This is a genomic window from Gottfriedia sp. OAE603 (genome assembly GCF_040543965.1).
Classification (GTDB): Bacteria; Bacillota; Bacilli; order Bacillales; family Bacillaceae_G; genus Gottfriedia; species Gottfriedia solisilvae.
In genome coordinates, this window is the sequence record NZ_JBEUNN010000001.1 from 4053674 (window position 1) to 4071409 (window position 17736).

The 17736-nt window shown below is 34.6% G+C and carries 19 protein-coding genes; all 19 read right to left on the reverse strand.

Features of this window, described 5'->3' with window-relative positions; all coding sequences use genetic code 11:
• Nucleotides 1-68: 68 nt before the first annotated feature.
• Nucleotides 69-446 carry an FtsB family cell division protein gene (locus ABID96_RS20470; protein WP_088004057.1) on the reverse strand — a complete coding sequence of 126 codons (378 nt, stop codon included), beginning with the start codon at nt 444-446 and terminating at the stop codon, nt 69-71.
• The gene (gene yabQ / locus ABID96_RS20475) at nt 447-1058 is read right to left on the reverse strand and encodes a spore cortex biosynthesis protein YabQ (RefSeq protein ID WP_192604363.1); all 612 of its coding nucleotides are present in this window, start codon (nt 1056-1058) and stop codon (nt 447-449) included. It abuts the gene before it with no gap.
• A complete protein-coding gene (gene yabP, locus ABID96_RS20480; protein WP_088004052.1) occupies nt 1055-1363 on the reverse strand; it encodes a sporulation protein YabP in 309 nt (102 codons plus the stop codon). Before yabP ends, yabQ begins: the two co-directional genes overlap by 4 nt.
• A gap of 87 nt (nt 1364-1450) precedes the next feature.
• Nucleotides 1451-1720 carry an RNA-binding S4 domain-containing protein gene (locus tag ABID96_RS20485; protein ID WP_088004050.1) on the reverse strand — a complete coding sequence of 90 codons (270 nt, stop codon included), beginning with the start codon at nt 1718-1720 and terminating at the stop codon, nt 1451-1453.
• Nucleotides 1721-1743: 23 nt separating this feature from the next.
• On the reverse strand, nt 1744-3198 hold the full coding sequence (yabN, locus tag ABID96_RS20490) for a bifunctional methyltransferase/pyrophosphohydrolase YabN (RefSeq protein WP_192604364.1): 1455 nt from the start codon (nt 3196-3198) through the stop codon (nt 1744-1746).
• An 18-nt stretch (nt 3199-3216) separates the two neighbouring features.
• Nucleotides 3217-4806, reverse strand: a complete 1590-nt coding sequence (locus ABID96_RS20495) for a putative polysaccharide biosynthesis protein (protein ID WP_192604365.1) — start codon at nt 4804-4806, stop codon at nt 3217-3219.
• A 428-nt stretch (nt 4807-5234) separates the two neighbouring features.
• Nucleotides 5235-5771: a stage V sporulation protein T gene (gene spoVT, locus ABID96_RS20500; protein ID WP_088004044.1), complete on the reverse strand. Its 537-nt coding sequence runs from the start codon at nt 5769-5771 to the stop codon at nt 5235-5237.
• A 298-nt stretch (nt 5772-6069) separates the two neighbouring features.
• Nucleotides 6070-9600 (reverse strand): transcription-repair coupling factor, encoded by a 3531-nt coding sequence (gene mfd / locus ABID96_RS20505; protein WP_192604366.1) that lies wholly within the window; start codon nt 9598-9600, stop codon nt 6070-6072.
• A 124-nt stretch (nt 9601-9724) separates the two neighbouring features.
• Nucleotides 9725-9991, reverse strand: coding sequence for an anti-sigma-F factor Fin (locus tag ABID96_RS20510; protein WP_088004039.1), 267 nt, complete (start codon nt 9989-9991; stop codon nt 9725-9727).
• Nucleotides 9992-10053: 62 nt separating this feature from the next.
• Nucleotides 10054-10617, reverse strand: a complete 564-nt coding sequence (gene pth / locus ABID96_RS20515) for an aminoacyl-tRNA hydrolase (protein WP_192604367.1) — start codon at nt 10615-10617, stop codon at nt 10054-10056.
• 95 nt (nt 10618-10712) lie between these two features.
• The gene (locus ABID96_RS20520) at nt 10713-11666 is read right to left on the reverse strand and encodes a ribose-phosphate diphosphokinase (protein ID WP_088004035.1); all 954 of its coding nucleotides are present in this window, start codon (nt 11664-11666) and stop codon (nt 10713-10715) included.
• A gap of 39 nt (nt 11667-11705) precedes the next feature.
• A complete protein-coding gene (glmU, locus tag ABID96_RS20525) occupies nt 11706-13064 on the reverse strand; it encodes a bifunctional UDP-N-acetylglucosamine diphosphorylase/glucosamine-1-phosphate N-acetyltransferase GlmU (protein ID WP_192604368.1) in 1359 nt (452 codons plus the stop codon).
• A gap of 132 nt (nt 13065-13196) precedes the next feature.
• Nucleotides 13197-13487: a septation regulator SpoVG gene (spoVG, locus tag ABID96_RS20530; RefSeq protein ID WP_056474486.1), complete on the reverse strand. Its 291-nt coding sequence runs from the start codon at nt 13485-13487 to the stop codon at nt 13197-13199.
• Nucleotides 13488-13704: 217 nt separating this feature from the next.
• Nucleotides 13705-14076: a RidA family protein gene (locus ABID96_RS20535; RefSeq protein ID WP_088004030.1), complete on the reverse strand. Its 372-nt coding sequence runs from the start codon at nt 14074-14076 to the stop codon at nt 13705-13707.
• A gap of 46 nt (nt 14077-14122) precedes the next feature.
• Complete coding sequence (gene purR / locus ABID96_RS20540) at nt 14123-14959, reverse strand: pur operon repressor (RefSeq protein WP_192604369.1); 837 nt, start codon at nt 14957-14959, stop codon at nt 14123-14125.
• Between the two features lie 53 nt (nt 14960-15012).
• On the reverse strand, nt 15013-15882 hold the full coding sequence (gene ispE, locus ABID96_RS20545) for a 4-(cytidine 5'-diphospho)-2-C-methyl-D-erythritol kinase (protein ID WP_192604370.1): 870 nt from the start codon (nt 15880-15882) through the stop codon (nt 15013-15015).
• 164 nt (nt 15883-16046) lie between these two features.
• Nucleotides 16047-16226 carry a small, acid-soluble spore protein, alpha/beta type gene (locus tag ABID96_RS20550; protein ID WP_088004024.1) on the reverse strand — a complete coding sequence of 60 codons (180 nt, stop codon included), beginning with the start codon at nt 16224-16226 and terminating at the stop codon, nt 16047-16049.
• A 92-nt stretch (nt 16227-16318) separates the two neighbouring features.
• Nucleotides 16319-16588 (reverse strand): biofilm formation stimulator Veg, encoded by a 270-nt coding sequence (gene veg / locus ABID96_RS20555; protein WP_069033953.1) that lies wholly within the window; start codon nt 16586-16588, stop codon nt 16319-16321.
• Nucleotides 16589-16794: 206 nt separating this feature from the next.
• Entirely contained in the window at nt 16795-17670 is an 876-nt protein-coding gene (yabG, locus tag ABID96_RS20560) for a sporulation peptidase YabG (RefSeq protein WP_192604371.1), read from the reverse strand.
• Nucleotides 17671-17736: the final 66 nt, after the last annotated feature.

The following is a 17736-nucleotide window of genomic DNA, read 5'->3' on the forward strand; positions in this document are numbered from 1 at the left end:
CTTAAGTTGTATAACTGGATTTACTATATTATATAAAATAATAAAATCAAGTGTCAATGAAACGATAATTACTTAATATTGGGAAAGATGATTTCTCCCTCTTTTGAAAAAAATAAATTTTTTCGTGCCATTTCAATAATGAACTCATCATCACTCAATTGGTTGATTAAATGATTAGAATCCTCAATTTCACTTTTTGTATCTTTTAACTCTACCGATGCTTGTTGTAACTGATTCATTTTTGAAGAATAAAGCAGTTGTTGTGATTCAAAATGCGATTGTAATAATAAACATATAGGTATAGCAAACATAAAGAAACATGAAACACGCATGAAAAACTTCTTTATACTCCTTTTATTAGGAATATCGAATTGCTCCTCAACTAAAACAATTTTCTGTTTAACATATTCTTGTCTAGTTACATCCAACTTCCTAGCATGCTCCACTTATTTCTTCCTCCTATCTAAAAGGTTCTTTGCTTTTTTAATAGTAGTAAGGAAGATATTCTTTGATTTTTCTAAAATTCCTTTAAATCGTCCTAAATAGTTTTTGACTTGTTTTGGCACAAAAAACCAACATACTCTGACGAAAAACCTTAAAATTGATAGGACAACGTTGTAAAGTAAATGGATTAGTCGAATAAGGACACCATAAATAAATAAAAGAATGACAATCACAAGCTGAATTAGCCACTTAATTGGTATGACAATCAATACATTAATAATCTTCACGATTATACGGTACAATCTAACCACAAGTTGTACCGTAAACTCTAGAATTTTTTTATAAGTAGATTTTAGTAAGCTTTGATAAGCAGCAAATCCACATAATAATGCTAAAAGTAGATAAAAACGTAATGCTCCCTCATTCACCAGATATAACACATAAAAAACTAGTAATGACTGAAAGATCCAAAACAAAATATCCGTACCAAAAACAAGATATTTATTACTTCTACCTCGATATAAAAAACGATGGTATGTATCTAGCGCCATACCAAGGTAAGCACCCATACCGACCATCGCCACCATTGAGTAAAACTGAACGTTTAAGCTCATTTAAATAGCTTGCTAAAGATTCCTTTAGCTTTCCCCGAGTTATATTCATCGATATAACATAATTCGTTTATTTTCCCTTTTATTGCAACATGTCCTTTTTCTACATCGAGGTTTTTCATTTGTAGATTATGGCCTTTAATGTGCAAAAAACCTAATGTTGTTTCTAGTAAAAACTCTTCGCTATCGAAGCTCTCTACTTGTTTTACACCGGTAATTTCTAGATATCTTCTACTCTTTAGCGATAAATCCTGTTCAATTAACTGATTTGTATTTTTCGCATTCAACTCATACGGATTATTATTCATAACGTCCCTCCATGTACGTAAACATACTTGTATGAATGTAAATTCAATACAGCTTTATTTGTACAAGTATATGAAGGGACAACTATTTTAGAACAAGCTATCAGTTAGTTTTTCTTCACTAATAATTGAATACATCGCATCCGCTTCTTCTTTGCGGACTGTTTCTTTTAATAAATTAATTTTTGCTGTAACAATTTTTTGTCCAAAGCGAATCTTCAACTCGTCTCCAACTTTTACTTCAGTAGAAGCTTTTGCTACCGTACCATTAATTGTAATTCTTCCTTGATCGGCTACTTCTTTAGCAAGTGTACGTCGCTTAATAATTCTTGACACTTTTAAAAATTTATCAAGTCTCATCTATCTCTCACCTTACTTTCAATTTACTCTAGCTCTTTTGCTTCATTCCAGAATTCATCCATTTCCTCAAGAGACACATCTGAAAATGTTTTATTTATTTCATTCAGTTTTGATTCGATAAACTGAAAACGTTTTGTGAATTTCATATTGGTTCTTAAAATTGCTTGCTCAGGATTTACATCAATAAATCTAGCTAAATTAACGATGCTAAATAATAAGTCACCTAATTCCGACTCTATTTTTGACTGTTCCTTCAGCTCAATTGCTGCAAGTACTTCGGCTAGCTCTTCTTTAATCTTATCTACAACTGGCGGCAACTCTTTCCAATCAAAGCCTACTTTTGCGGCTTTACTTTGTAGCTTCTCCGCCTTAAGTAAACCCGATAATTCTTTTGGTATACCAGATAGAATCGTTGTAACGGCTTCACCTTTTTCAGCTTGCTTTAATTCCTGCCAATTTTTTAATACTTCTTCTTCATCTTCTACATTCACATCTGAAAATACATGTGGATGACGGTAAATTAGCTTACTTACTAGGCCTTTAATGACATCTTGGATAGAGAAATAACCTTCATCCTCTCCAATTTGAGCATGTAACATCACCTGAAGTAATACATCCCCAAGCTCTTCTATGATATGATCATCATCTTCCTCATCAATTGCTTCAAGTAGTTCGTATGCCTCTTCTAATAAATATTTCTTTAAAGATTCATGCGTCTGCTTTTGATCCCATGGACACCCTTCAGGACCCCTTAATGTTGCAATTACAGAACGAAGTGTTTCAAATTGATGATATAAATCTGCTTCATGCTTTACTGGCGGTACATACACGCTTGTTAAGTTGTTGATTGATGTATCACGATCTAATTCGAATAAAGGCACTGTTCTAATTTGCTCAGATTCACTACCTGCTGCAGTCACAATCGTTACCTCATAATCATCAGGTAATTGCTCCATTAATTTTAATTTTGCATGCGAAGCTGTCATTTGATCATAAACCTGGCAAATAATTAAATGCTGTCTAAACGTTATGTATTCTTGCTCTAAATCAGTGGCGTCAACGAATTGAAAGCCTTCAATTGGATCAATTTTCAAGCTAGTAAACATCGCATCTAAAAAGCTTTGTCCACCTTTAATATCTATTTCTACTTTTCCTTGATTAGATAATTCAATTAACAATTGAACTGTTTTCTCTGCTACAAGTGGGTGCCCTGGCACTGCATATGTAATTGATTTTTCCTTAGATTCTGTTACTAAAGAGTCCACAATTTCTTGATATACTTCCTCAAACTGATCATGCTTTTCATATACAGCGTCATAAGACTGATATGTAAGTCCCTCTGCCTCTAATTCTTGAATAACAGGATGGTCTTTTGTTCGTAAAAATAGATTTTCAGTCTTTTGTAATATTTTATAAATTCCTAATGGAAGCTGATCTAAATCACCTGCTCCTAGGCCTAAAACTGTAATCTTGTTCATTTTGCTCCTCCTGTTCTATTAAGAGAGCCATTTTTGTAATTTTTTACTTTTAATTAACGAGCTCAGCTCTTCAACTGTAAATAGTTTTATTTTGATTAAGACGATTGTAAAAACAATAGCGCCAACGCCTGCTGATGTTAAAGCTTCAACTAGCATACGTAAACGAAGCGGATTGATAAATAATGAATACTTCTCATAAATATATTCATATCCAAGTACACTGTAATACATAATCACCAGGGAAAGTAATAGCTTCAATATAAACATTAATCCAAAAAATTTTACTTTTGAGAGTTTATATATATAAGCTAAATTTAAAATTGTTACAATGATTAAAGCAATAACTGTTGAATATGCCGCTCCTTTAGAACCAATTTGCTCCATTAAAATAACATTTCCAATGAATTTTACACATCCACCTGCGAATACATTTAATGCCGGAATCAAACTTTTCCCTAGACCTTGTGCTATAGATGAAGTTGTAATTGAAATACCTGCAAAAAAGATTGATATACATAAAATCGACAGTACATCTGTACCTAAATCATTTCGATATAGCATAATATTTGTTGGATGAATGATGGAAACTAGTCCAACAGTTGCAGCAGCTCCAACTACAATACTCACTCTAATTGCTGCTGAAATTCGGTTATTAATTGAAGAATGTTCTTTTCTAACTAATTCCCTTGATAAATACGGTATTAAAGCTAATGAAAATGACGAAGCAATTACAGCTCCTAGTTGAATTAACGGAAATCCTCGATCATATATACCTTTAACTAACTTAGCTCCTTCTACATGATATCCATATTGCACTAAAAGTGGATAAAAGGAGATTGAATCGATAAATTGTATAAATACAAGTACTAAGCTACTTAAGCTAAGTAGTATACCTTGATAAAGGATTGTTTTCAGTTCAAAACGATACTTCTTTACTAAACTGAAAGATGGAATCGTTAAACCGGAACCTTTAAAAGATACCCAGTAAAAGAAGTACAATATTGCAGCAATACTTCCCAATATTGAGCCTGAAACTGCGCCTGCTCCTACAACATAAAGATTATTTGTAGTTTGCAGTAAATAAATTGATAGTACTAAAATCGTTACTACACGAATTAATTGTTCAATTACTTGACTGATAGAAGTAGGTCCCATATCCCCTAAACCCTGATAGTAGCCTCGGAAGGCCGATGTAATTGGGACGAATAAGAATCCAATGCTGACAACTCGAATCAGCATAGCAAGATGTTCGTCTCGCATAAACTGCGCTATGCTATTACTTCCTATGTAAAGAGTCAAAAAACACAAGGTACCAATTAATAAAAGCATCATAAAAGTCGCATACACTAGCTCTTTGGCACCCTTTTCATCTTTTTTTGCTAATCGTTCAGCTACATAAGATGATAAAACTAAAGGAAAACCATATGTGGAAAAAGCTAAAGCAATTGCATAAACAGGATACACCTGTTGGTAAATATAGTAACCTACATCACCAGCAATATTTTGATATGGAATTTTATAAAATGCACTTAATACCTTTGATAATAAAGATGCAATTGTAATAAATAAAGCTCCTTGTAAGGCTGCTTTTTGCTTAGCTTTTTGCAAAAGGATAACAACTCCTTTAATAGATGGTTCACCCTTTAATGTATTACATTATTGGGGTTTATGTAAAGAGTTGCCAAAAGAAAAACCATTCCTGTGCCAAATCCGGCAATAGAATGGTTTACTTTTTTGGTTTTTTTAGTTTCAGCCACTAGCTAAACCAGGCGCTTCCACTTTTCGGCATGTCTAGTTCCGGCTCCTAACTCCTCGAGGTCATAAGCCAAGCTCCAATAAAGGTTAAAAAGCAACCTTTATCAAACCTTGTCTTATGCTTGTCGGAGCTAAACAGTCGCCTCCACTTTTCGTACTGTCTAGTTCCAGCGCCTTGCCCCTCGAGTCATAAGCCCAATCCCCAAGAAGGTAAAAAGCACCTTCTTCGTGCTTGTTCTTATGCTTGTCGGGGCAGAGCGAGGCGCTTCCACTTTTCTATTTCACTGCTCCATTTGTCTTGCTAAGAAGTTTGTTGCTGTGTCGATTGCTTTTTTCTCGACGTCTGTGATCGTTTTATCTTTTGAGAAGATAACGACTGCTCCAATAGGGTCGCCACTTGCGATGACAGCTCCTACGGCATAGGATTGGTATTTTTCAATTACACTTTCGATAAAAGAAGCTTCACCAGGCTCACTTATTACTTTTGAATTTCGTTCAGCCATGATTTTTTCAATAATATCACCAATATTTTTGTTTAAGTATTCTTTCTTAGAAGCCCCCGCAACTGCAACTACTGAATCACGGTCACTAATGATAACAGTGTGACCAAGTGTATCGTATAATGCATCTGCATACTCCTTAGCGAAATCACTTAATTCACTAATAGGCGAATATTTCTTTAAAATTACTTCTCCATCTCGGTCTACAAATATTTCTAATGGATCACCTTCACGGATTCGCAAAGTTCTCCTGATTTCCTTGGGTATTACTACTCGACCTAAGTCGTCAATACGTCGTACAATTCCTGTTGCCTTCATACTTACAAAGCGCCTCCTCACTTACTTGCTTGTCTACGTTTATGAAAGAGAGTGACAATGAGGTAAGGTCACCCTTAATTAATGATAGTATCCTTCACAACTTCCGTTCTATACAAAATAAGTGAGATTTTTTGACACCTTTACTAAATTTATAGTAGTGTAAGCACATTTTGGTAACTTTTCTTTATTTTTAGGATGTGTTGTTAGCCAGTTTTGGTCTTATGTCATCTTTGTTATAAGGCTGTTTGGACCAGAAATTACGTTTGTACGTGCCGTACGAACATCAAAAAATAATTCGTTAAGCATTTACGCTTTCTTTTTTCACATTTTTAAGCCCTGTTATTAATCCTTCAAGCGTCGTTAACCAGTCCGCTGGTTTTTTCCCTTTAACATCTAGTGTAATTTTTAGTTTGGTACCATCCATGCCAAGTCCAATTCCTCTTCCGTAAGAATTGCAAAGCTTGAATAGTTTTCCACCATCAATATTTGCACTTGCTGCTTCTGAGAAGTATATACTTACCTCTGATTTAACTTGCTTAATTAGTTCAATTTTCTCTGCATTTGCTAATAACTTAATATGTGCAACTTGACATAAATAACCAACTTCTACAGGGAATTCTCCAAAACGGTCCATCAGTTCATCTTGAACATCATTTAATTCATCAAAAGTTTCAACTCTTCTAAATTGCTTGTACATTTCAATTTTTTGCTTACTGTCTTGAATATAAGTATCAGGTAAATATGCGTCTACCTCGATATCAATTTCAACAGTAATTAAATCTTCCTTCTTAACGCCTCTACGTTGCTCAATTGCATCCTTCAGCATTTGTGAGTATAAGTCAAATCCGACAGAGTCGATAAAGCCGTGCTGTTGTGCCCCAAGAAGATTACCTGCTCCACGTATTGATAAGTCGCGCATGGCAATCTTAAATCCTGAACCGAGCTCAGTAAATTCTTTAATTGCTTGTAGACGTTTTTCTGCAACCTCAGTTAAAACTTTATCTTGTTTGTAGGTAAAATACGCGTATGCAACACGATTTGATCGTCCTACTCGACCCCTTAATTGGTAAAGTGTCGATAATCCCATACGGTCGGCATCATACACGATTAATGTATTAACATTTGGTATATCTACACCAGTTTCAATAATCGTTGTACTTACAAGAACATCATATTGCCCATCTAAGAAGGCATACATAACTGATTCCAGTTCTCCTTCGTTCATTCGACCATGAGCCACGGCTACTTTCGCGTCAGGAACCAGCATTGAAATTTGTTCTGCCATACGCTCAATATCTTCTACACGGTTATATAAGAAGTAGATTTGACCGTCTCGAGACAACTCTCTTTCAATTGCTTCTCTAACTAGTGCTGCATTGTATTCAACAACATATGTTTGAACCGGGAAACGATTTTCTGGCGGTGTCTCAATAACAGATAAATCCCTAACACCTAGCATAGACATGTGTAGAGTACGTGGGATAGGTGTTGCCGTTAACGTTAATACGTCAATATTAGCTTTTAACTGTTTAATTTTTTCTTTATGTGAAACGCCAAATCGTTGCTCTTCATCAATTATCAATAAACCTAAATCTTTGTACACTATGTCTTTTGATAATAATCGATGTGTTCCAACTACAATATCAACAGAGCCTTCTTTTAACCCCTTCATTGTTTCAAGTTGTTGTTTACGAGAACGGAAACGATTTAGTAATCCAATATTAATTGGGAAATCTTGAAATCTTTCACGTAAAGTTTCAAAGTGCTGTTGTGCCAAAATAGTAGTTGGAACTAAAAATGCTACTTGTTTTCCTTCTACAATCGCTTTAAAGGCAGCACGAATTGCCACTTCAGTTTTTCCGTAACCTACGTCTCCACATAATAAGCGATCCATAGGACGTTCTCTTTCCATGTCTTTCTTAATCTCATTAATAGATCGAATTTGATCGTCTGTCTCTTGATAAGGGAATGAGGATTCAAACTCTTGTTGTTCTAGTCCATCTGGAGAGAAAGCATATCCTCTTGATGCTTCTCTTTCTGCATATAATTTAATTAAATCGTCCGCTATGTCTTGAACAGAGCCTTCAACTTTTTTCTTAACTTTTTTCCAATCTGACCCACCAAGCTTGTAAATCTTAGGTTCTTTACCTTCAGATCCTACATATTTTTGCACTTGATCAATTTGCTCGATTGGAACAAATAACTTGTCATCACCATGGTATCTAACGTGTAAATAGTCTTTATGAATGCCATTTATCTCAAGTGTCTCAATTCCTAAAAACTTACCTATACCATGATTAACGTGTACAACATAATCCCCGACTTTAAGTTCAGAGTAATTTTTAATTCGTTCTGCATTCGATAGTTTTGTATTAACTCTTTTTTGTTTTTTCGCTTTCTTTGTAAAAAGCTCTCTCTCAGTAATTAAGACGAATTTTTCTAAAGGGAGTTCAAAACCTGAAAGGAGTTCCCCCTTCATAATATACACTTCGCCGCTCTTAATCTGATCAATGGAAGATACAATTTTGCCTTCCATTTTATAATCTTCTAAAATATTTTCTATTTTAAAAGTTCTTTCGTCACTTTCACCGAGCATAACAATTGTATATTTGTTTTTCTTCCAACGATCTAATTCATTTTTTAACAAATTCATTTGCCCATGAAACTCTTGCGTTGACTTACATTGAATCGACACAACTTGTTCAGGGTGTGTATGAGGAACTCTTCTAGGAAATAGACTAGTATGTATTTGTTGGCGCTTTCTAGATTGAAGCAACTGGAAAAAATCATGAGAGAAAGTGACACCTTGTAGTGCATTTCCTTCAGCTAACAACGATGTATACCACTCAGCCTCATCCTTCTTCATTTGTTCTACTACTTCATGAACCCTTGATATCTCATCAACCATTACGATTGAATCATTTGGTATATAATCTAGTAAACTAAATTGTTTTTCATAGATTAAGCCAAAATACTTATATATTTGGTCAATTAATTGACCTTGTTTTAACTGCTCAATATCATATGTCACTTTTTCAACTAAAGTCTCTTTTAATTGTTTGTCAGTAGTTTTTGAAAGTGTTGATTTAAACGCATCTTCAATACGCTGAACGCCTAATTGCAAGTCAGCTTTAGGGATAATTCTCTCTGTTGCTGGTCCAATCTGAACAGTTTCATACTTATTGATTGACCTTTGGTTATCTGGAGAAAAAGAACGGATCGAATCTATTTCAGTATCAAATAATTCTATTCTGATAGGATCCTCATATGTTAGTGGATAAATATCTAAAATACCTCCACGTACGCTGAACTCACCTTTACTTTCTACCATTCCAACTCTTACATATCCCATTTGGACAAATTGAGATACTAGTGTCGTTAAATCTATTTCTTCACCTAGTTCAAAATGAAGCTGGTAGCTTGCCCATAGCTCCGGAGATGGCAAATAGCCTACTAAACCCGAAACAGGCGTTACGATGACTGATGCTTTATTAGCCATTAAACTATTTAATGCTATTAATCTTTGTGATCTTAATTCGGGACTTGAAACTGCGATTTCCGAAGCAATCAGTTCATTTGCTGGATATAAGAAAACCTGTTCTTCTCCCAATATAGACTTTATATCTTCGAACACTTTTTGAGCTTGCAGAAGATTATTCGTTACGATTAATTGAGTCTTTTTAGTTTCTTTATAAACAGCTCCAGCTAATATCGTTTTAGCAGAGCCAGTTAAATTGGTAACTAATTGCTCTCTTAGTCCGTTTCTTAGTCCGCTTATTATTTTTTTTATATCATTATACCGGTTAAATTGTTCAATTAAACCAATCACGAAGTCAATCTCCCCTAACAGTCAATCTAAGTCTATTTCAAAAAACATACCCTTAGTTGAAACATATTTGTCATTATTCGAAATAAAAAACAGAAAAACGCCTTAGGTAGGTACCAAAGGCAATTTAATGTATGAAATTTTTATATTGATGGTAATGTGGGTATTCTGAAAGTGTCATTTCACAATCCTCGCATACAATTTGAAAAACTTGGTTAGGAGATTGAATAAATTTTACAAAATCACTTAATTCCGCTTCAAATGAATGGCAATAATAAGAGGTTAATTGTAGTAATTGATTCTTTTCAAGTCTACCTATTACCGTGTTACAGTATCTACACTGACATTCTAATAATTCCAAGACATGATGCCTCCATACGTCAATAAAATTCATATATACAGTATGGATTGTACTTACTATACTTATTCAATACCAAGGCGCAAATTCCTGTTTTTTTATTTTTTATTAAATTGATTCATCACTTCAACAAACGGATGCTTTAAAAAGTATTCACATGCGTCAGCAGCTCGCTTTACACCGTCAACTACATCTGCTACTTCCTCTTCATAAAAATTGGAGAGAACATGATTTACAACACTCATACCATTACTTGGACGGTCTACGCCGATACGAATTCTTTGAAATTCCTGAGTACCCAAGTGTTGGATTAAAGACTTAATTCCGTTATGACCACCAGCGCTACCTTTCCCACGTAATCGAAGCTTACCAGTTGGAATATCCATTTCATCATAAAGTACTACTAAGTCTTCGATATCAATATCAAAGTAGTCCATAAATGGTCTAACACATTCTCCTGATAAGTTCATATATGTTAATGGTTTAAGTAGAAATACTTTTTCACCATTTATCATTCCTGATCCATAAATACCATTAAATTTTTGCTGATTTAATGATATTCCATGACGATGTGCTAATTCGTCAATCGCAATAAACCCGATGTTATGTCTCGTTCTTTCATACTCTCTTCCTGGGTTTCCTAACCCTACAAAAAGTTTCATCTTTTTACCTCCTTGAAACAAACCTACTGATATTACGAAAAGACGTAACCACTTCTGGCTACGTCCTCTTATATTTTCAAACAACATGCAAGATATTAATCAAATAATGTACTTACAGATTGCTCTTCATATACACGAATGATTGCTTCGCCAAGTAGGCCAGCAACAGATAATTCAACAAGCTTTCCTGCTTTTTTCTCTTCAGCAAGACAGATTGAATTTGTTACGACTAATTCTTTAATGCAAGAGTTTTCAATACGATCAATTGCCGGTCCAGACAATACAGGGTGAGTACAACAAGCATATACTTCTTTCGCTCCATGCTCTACTAAAGCATTAGCAGCAAGTGTAATCGTACCAGCTGTATCAATGATATCATCGATTAAGATTGCTGTTTTGCCTTCAATGTTACCAATAATATTCATAACTTCAGCAACATTTGGTCTTGGTCGACGTTTGTCAATGATAGCAATAGGCGCTTTAAGACGATCAGCCATTTTACGCGCTCTAGTTACTCCACCATGATCTGGAGAAACGATTACGATATCATCAAGCTGTTTTTTTCTAAAATAGTCAGAAAGGATAGGTACACCTAATAAGTGATCAATTGGAATATCGAAGAAACCTTGAATTTGTGGTGCATGTAAATCAAGTGTAATTACTCGAGTTGATCCAGCTGTTTCAAGTAGGTTTGCAACTAATTTAGATGTAATCGGCTCACGTGAACGAGCTTTACGATCTTGACGAGCATAACCATAATACGGAATTACAAGGTTAATTGTTTTTGCAGATGCACGTTTTAACGCATCAATCATAATTAATAATTCCATGATGCTCTCATTTACTGGGAAGCTAGTTGATTGAATGATAAATACATCACAACCACGAATACTTTCCTCTATATTAATTTGCACTTCTCCGTCACTAAAACGAGAAACAGAGCATTTACCAAGCTCTACGCCAATATGTTTTGCGATTTCTTCTGCTAATTTAGGATTCGAATTAAGAGTAAATACTTTTAAATGCTTGTCTGGATAATGATTAGGCATGTTTCGTGTACCCTCCGCTTTTTTTCTTTTTATCTATAATTAATTTTTATAGTATCCTTCTTTGTTCACTTGCCTTGCTCTTGCAATTGCAAGTGAATCTTCTGGAACCTCATCAGTAATTGTTGAGCCAGCCGCGATATATGAACCTTTTTTCACAGTTACAGGTGCAATTAAGTTAGAGTTACAACCAACAAAGACATTATCTTCAATAATTGTTTTAAACTTATTTTTCCCATCGTAATTAACAGTAATTGAACCACAACCAAGATTAACACCTTGGCCTACTTCTGCATCACCAATATAGCTTAAGTGAGACGCTTTACTGCCATTTCCAAATGTAACTTTTTTCGTTTCTACGAAGTTACCGATACGAACTTCATTACCTAATGTTGTAGCTGGACGAATATGGGCAAATGGTCCAACAGATGTTGAGTCACCAATTTTGCTTTCGTGTACAACTGATTGTTTAATACTTGTTTTATTACCGATTTCACTATCGATTATTTCAGTATTTGGTCCAATTACACAATCAGAACCAATTATACTATTTCCATAAATCATTGTGCCAGGATAAATAATTGTGTCTTCACCAATTACTGTATCAGCAGAAATATAAGTACTTGCTGGGTCAATGATTGTAACACCATTTAACATATGTTTTTTATTAATAACTTTACGCATTAATGTTTCAGCCATTGATAATGCATATCTATCATTTACACCTAATGTTTCATCGAAATTTGGTGTTTTGTATGCTGCTACGATTTGATTTTTTTCTTTTAATATTTCAATAACGTCTGGTAAATAGTATTCACCTTGTGAGTTATCATTATTAACTGCGTTTAATGCTTCGAATAATGCCTTATTATCAAAGCAATATGTTCCAGTATTAATTTCTTGAACAGTTAGCTCTTCAGGAGAAGCATCCTTGTGTTCAACAATTTTTTGTACTGATCCATCATTGCTCCTAATTATTCTACCATAACCTGTCGAATCCTCAAGGTGAGCAGTTAAAATGGTAGCTTTTGCCTGTAATCTTTCATGTTCTTCAAAAAGTGCCTGTATTGTTTCTGGTGTAATTAGTGGTGTATCTCCACAAATTACTAAAGTTGTTCCTTCTTTATCCTTTAAAAGAGGAGCCGCTTGAATAACTGCATGAGCAGTTCCTAACTGATCAGCCTGTAGAGCGTATTCACTATTTTCACCTAATTGTGTTTTCACTAATTCAGCACCGTGACCAACTACAGTGACAACATTTTGTACGCCTACTGATTTTACATGATCTACAACATGTTGTACCATTGGTTTACCACATACAGGATGAAGTACTTTATATAATTTTGATTTCATTCTAGTACCTTTACCTGCCGCTAGAACAATCGCATATTTATTTGACATTTTCGTCCTCCATCAATCTATATACATAAATTAAAATGTAATTATTAACATTTTTTAACGATATACATTCATGTTATTATACCATAAAAAAAGAACCCATTATACATTAACGGGTTCTTTTTAGTCATATTTTTAAGAAGCACCTGCTTCTTCAAAGTCTTCTTCTAACTCACCTACACGGTGATATTCAGCTAATACAGAATCTTGTATTTTGCTACGAGTTGAAGAGTTGATCGGATGAGCGATATCACGGAATTCTCCATCTGGAGTACGTTTACTTGGCATCGCTACAAATAAACCATTATTACCATCAATAACTCGAATATCATGAACGACAAATTCATGATCTAGTGTGATTGATGCGATTGCTCTCATACGACCTTCCGTATTTACGCGGCGTAGTCTTACGTCTGTCACTTCCATCTTGTTCACCACCTTTATCATCTTTAAGCAATACTAGTTAGTTTCAACAGTTATCAAAAATTTCCTTCTTTTTGGAAAATTTTTTATGTAATAAATTTTTAGATTTTTTAAAAATATTTGTTAAATAAGAGGCCTCAAGTAATTTATCGGAATTTTTTATGTAAAATTTAGGAATTTAGAAAAAAATATAAAAAAAAACCTGAAAAAGTTTCAGGTTTTACACAATTGCTATACATTCGATCTCAACAAGCACATCTTTTGGTAATCTTGCTACCTCTACACAGCTTCTTGCAGGCTTATGTTCATTAAAGTATTCTTCATAAACACCATTGAAATCAGTAAAAGTTGTTAAGTCTTTTAAAAATACAGTTGTTTTTACTACTTTTGATAAATTAGTACCAGCTTCTTCAAGTACCGCCTTTAAATTCGCAAAAACTTGTTTTGTTTGTTCTTCGATTCCGCCTTCAACAATTGTCCCATCAACACGTAATGGAATTTGTCCAGAAGTGTACAATAAACCATTAGCTATCAAAGCTTGTGAATATGGACCAATAGCCTTTGGGGCATGATCAGTATGAATAATTTGCATGTTCTCTCTTCCCTTCTAATATTATGACAAACAATTGCTCGAGGCACTATTCTGATTTCATAAATGATTCTTCAAGGAAATTGCCTTTTTCTACACGTATTAGTTGTTCTCTTTCATTCACTTCTGATAATTTCACAAGTGATATGTAATCTTCAACCAATCTCTCTTCAATATTAACCGCTTCTACTAAAACGCCAATCCCTGCAACATTAGCTTGGAATTCCTTCAATAAATTCTTCATTCCAGTAATTGTGCCGCCAGCTTTCATAAAATCATCAATAATTAATACATTTGAACCAGTTTCAATACTTCGTTTCGCCAAAGTCATCGTTTGAATACGTTTTGTAGAACCTGAAACATAATTGATACTAACCGTTGAACCCTCAGTTACTTTATTGTCATGTCGAACAATAACTACAGGGACATTTAAGTAATTAGCAACTGAATATGCTAAAGGGATACCTTTTGTAGCAACCGTCATAACTAAATCTACTTTTTTGTCACCAAATATTGAAGCAAACATACGGCCAACACTATTTACATAGTTTGGATTACTCAATATATCTGTCATATAAAGGTATCCACCGGGTAACAATCTGTCTGGGGTTTGAATTAAGCTACATAGTTCTTCTATTGTAGTATTTACTTCTTGAATACTAATACTAGGAATATATTTAACTCCACCAGCCGCTCCTGGAACCGTCACGAGCGTTCCAATACCTTGCTGTTCAAACGTTTGCTTTATAATACCCAAGTCTTCACTGACAGAAGATTTAGCAGAGGCATATAGTTCAGCAAAAAATGTCAATGATACTAACTGTTGTGGGTGATGTAATAAGTAATGGGTCATACCTACAAGACGAGAGCTTCTTCTAATTTTCATGGAGCACCTCAAATCACGAATATTTTATAAAAATTTTATAATAACATTCGTATTTAATCAAGTTTTTCACGTTCACCTAACATACGAACAGCATAAACCTGGTCACAAAATCCCTTTAATCCATTGTAAACCCGATTCATTCTTGAATCATGTCTAACCAATCCGAATACAGTTGGACCACTACCGCTCATTAGGACTGCATCTGCACCGAACCTTTTCATTTGTTCTTTAATCATTGCGACTTCCGGATGTAATTGTAATGTAACTGATTCTAGTACATTACCTAAAGAATCACAAATTTCTTCATAGTCTTTTTCAGATATAGCTTGGACCATTTTATCTACGTCTGGATGCTTCACATCATCTAGTTTCAGCTTTTGATAAACAGTTGCAGTAGACACACCTTGAGCCGGCTTTGCTAAAATCACCCAACACGGTGGTGGTGTATCAATATGTTGGATCTTTTCTCCACGTCCAGTTGCAATTGCTGTTCCACCATAAACACAAAAAGATACATCCGATCCGATTTTCGAACCAATTTCGGCTAATTCATCTAGTGAGCAATTGAGATTCCAAAGTTTATTTAACCCTCTTAATACTGCTGCAGCATCTGAGCTTCCTCCTGCTAATCCAGCAGCAACAGGAATGTTTTTTGTAATAAAAATATGAGCTCCTTGCTTAATTCCGAACATCTCTTTCAATATTACTGCTGCCTGGTACGCTAAATTACGTTGATCATCAGGCACATATCGATTATGTGATGTAACAACAATCTTATCTTCTTGTAGTAGCTCTAACTCGATTCGATCAGCTAAATCAATTGTCGTCATAATCATTTTTACATCATGATATCCGTCGTCTCTTTTACCAACAACATCTAATGAAAGGTTTATTTTCGCTGGAGCCTTTACCATTAACTTCATTATTTTCACCTTCTTATGAACACTACTTTTTTGCTATTGTATCATAATTAACTCATAAGAAAAATCTACCATTATGAAAGTACTATTTACCCCTTCTTTTTCTGATACGAAAGGGCACAAAAAACCGAAGCAAATAGCTTCGGTTTTATCGAAGTGAATATTCATTACTGTTGCTTATTTGATAATTGTAACTCAGCCAATTGGATTGCTCTTTTAACCATGTTGCCGGCATCCTTCGCTCGGATGCCTCCCCAGCCTTCTTTTTGAACAACGTCATAGAACCCTAAATCTTTTGCAAGCTCTTCTTTAAACTTCTCTGACATAATTCCTCTTCTTCTTCCCAAAAAAAGCAACCCCCTTTTCAACTTCGACAGGGTTAGTATATGTAAATTTTTTTATTTCATTAGTCATAAAAAGAAAAGAGACAGTAGATAGTCTACTGTCCGTTCGCCATTAGTCCACTTGTATGGTCATCACAGAAAAACAATTCAACTGTTTCTGTTAAAATATCTGCATAACTGAAAGATAAGCGTTCAAATGCGTTCTCTTCTTGATCTAGTTGTACTACAAATATGGATGGATATGTTTCTGCTAATACACCGGATCTTTCTACAGTTTTTCTGCGTCCGCTGTTTGCCTTTAATGTAAGTCGTTGTCCAACATGACTATCTAAAGTATCCTTTATTTCAGATAATTTTTTTGCCATTTCATACCACCTCACTCTGACAAGTATACCATCTTATGTAAAATAAGTCAACAAAACATAAAATTATACCAACGAGACAGGATACATGTCAATAAAAAATTTACTTCACCACCATATTATTTGTTAGAATCCGCTATTTTATGTATGGAAATAAAAAAAGATTTTCTACAAACGAACTGTTTCGTTCAAGTAGAAAATCTTTCTTATTATTCTTCCATCGATTGAAAAGGTAATCCGGTCCTTAAAATCCCTTTGGTCTCTATACCACCAAGTCCTTTTTCACCTGTGATTGTATTTCGTACGACTTCATATACATTTACTCGGTCCATAAAAGAAGTAAAGCTTATTTTCCCTACCACATAAACTGGATCTAAAGCATGAATATTGACCCTTGTTGGGGAACTAGCGAAATTTGCACCTGCTCTTATAATTGCCTCAAAGTGTGACTGACATGCTCCAGCAAAAATGACCAAGTGATCCAGTGAAGGAACCTTCTTTCTTGCTTCCTTCACTGCTTCGACAAAAAACTTAGAATGTCGATATGCCTCTATATCTGTCACAAGACCTTTTGCTTTTGTATACGCATCATGACCTGTAATAACCAATATATCAGGACGATAATGATCTAAATAATAACCAATTTTTGATGGAAGCTCTCTTTCTTTACAATAGATTCCTTCTACAGGTACACCCATTTTGTTGTACATCTCGATACATTTCTTTAAGTAAAGTGGATCTCCATCAATGTGCAGTACTCTTCCAGGTATTTGAAACAAATTTACTTCGGTACGAAATCCATTTGTGGCTTCAAATTTACGTTTCTCTTTTTGCTCTAATGCCTCTCTTTTAAATAACTTATAATTTTCATCTATTTGGACAGACGATCTTCTACCTTTTTCGCGATACTCGGACTCAATGATTACTCGCAGGTCGGATAAAGGCGCGTCAGCAATTAAACGAAAATCGTCACCATATAAAATCGCGGTTACTTCATCTCCGTCTTGTTTTATCTCCACTACTCGAAAAAGTAAGTCATATTTATAAGATGCTCGCTCAACGATATCTCCTACATTAATATTCATGCCTTCCCCTCCAAAATGACTTAAATACACCACGAGTTGGCTCTCTTTTTTTAGGGTATGTGTCCA

Bases quoted from the DNA above. Each gene is read 5' to 3' on its own strand.
- yabQ (WP_192604363.1), bottom strand. From the start codon at position 1,058: ATGAGCTTAAACGTTCAGTTTTACTCAATGGTGGCGATGGTCGGTATG.
- yabP (WP_088004052.1), bottom strand. From the start codon at position 1,363: ATGAATAATAATCCGTATGAGTTGAATGCGAAAAATACAAATCAGTTA.
- ABID96_RS20485 (WP_088004050.1), bottom strand. From the start codon at position 1,720: ATGAGACTTGATAAATTTTTAAAAGTGTCAAGAATTATTAAGCGACGT.
- yabN (WP_192604364.1), bottom strand. From the start codon at position 3,198: ATGAACAAGATTACAGTTTTAGGCCTAGGAGCAGGTGATTTAGATCAG.
- spoVT (WP_088004044.1), bottom strand. From the start codon at position 5,771: ATGAAGGCAACAGGAATTGTACGACGTATTGACGACTTAGGTCGAGTA.
- ABID96_RS20510 (WP_088004039.1), bottom strand. From the start codon at position 9,991: ATGAATTTTATTGACGTATGGAGGCATCATGTCTTGGAATTATTAGAA.
- pth (WP_192604367.1), bottom strand. From the start codon at position 10,617: ATGAAACTTTTTGTAGGGTTAGGAAACCCAGGAAGAGAGTATGAAAGA.
- ABID96_RS20520 (WP_088004035.1), bottom strand. From the start codon at position 11,666: ATGCCTAATCATTATCCAGACAAGCATTTAAAAGTATTTACTCTTAAT.
- glmU (WP_192604368.1), bottom strand. From the start codon at position 13,064: ATGTCAAATAAATATGCGATTGTTCTAGCGGCAGGTAAAGGTACTAGA.
- spoVG (WP_056474486.1), bottom strand. From the start codon at position 13,487: ATGGAAGTGACAGACGTAAGACTACGCCGCGTAAATACGGAAGGTCGT.
- ABID96_RS20535 (WP_088004030.1), bottom strand. From the start codon at position 14,076: ATGCAAATTATTCATACTGATCATGCCCCAAAGGCTATTGGTCCATAT.
- purR (WP_192604369.1), bottom strand. From the start codon at position 14,959: ATGAAAATTAGAAGAAGCTCTCGTCTTGTAGGTATGACCCATTACTTA.
- ispE (WP_192604370.1), bottom strand. From the start codon at position 15,882: ATGAAGTTAATGGTAAAGGCTCCAGCGAAAATAAACCTTTCATTAGAT.
- veg (WP_069033953.1), bottom strand. From the start codon at position 16,588: ATGGCAAAAAAATTATCTGAAATAAAGGATACTTTAGATAGTCATGTT.
- yabG (WP_192604371.1), bottom strand. From the start codon at position 17,670: ATGAATATTAATGTAGGAGATATCGTTGAGCGAGCATCTTATAAATAT.